Genomic DNA, 285 nt, shown 5'->3' with positions numbered 1-285 from the left:
GACTGATATTACAGTGTTTTTTATGCTTTTTTGTAGGAGACCACCAAATAAATCATTACCTAAAATCATAACTATGCCACATATGAATAGCATGATACTGATGAGAGATCCATTCATGGAAGTTACTTTTGCAAGGTACTCAGCGAAGTAGCTGTATACGGAAAACATGGCTGCAAAAAGGAATGTGACGGTTAAAATATTTAACCATAATCCTGGGTTGCCGAGTATACGAATTTGTTTGCCGAAAGACATTTTTTCTTTAACAGGCATAGAAGGGAGTAGGAG

1 pseudogene is annotated in these 285 nt (G+C 36.5%); it reads right to left on the bottom strand.

Annotation, left to right across the window (positions count from 1 at the left end):
- Positions 1-285 (bottom strand): annotated as a pseudogene (locus ACSG5Z_RS31930) (MFS transporter); the annotation flags it as partial.

Source organism: Bacillus pretiosus, from assembly GCF_051294775.1.
In the GTDB taxonomy this organism is placed as follows: domain Bacteria; phylum Bacillota; class Bacilli; order Bacillales; family Bacillaceae_G; genus Bacillus_A; species Bacillus_A wiedmannii.
Note: the sequence above shows the minus strand (reverse complement) of the source record. Positions and strands in the feature narration are given on the sequence as shown.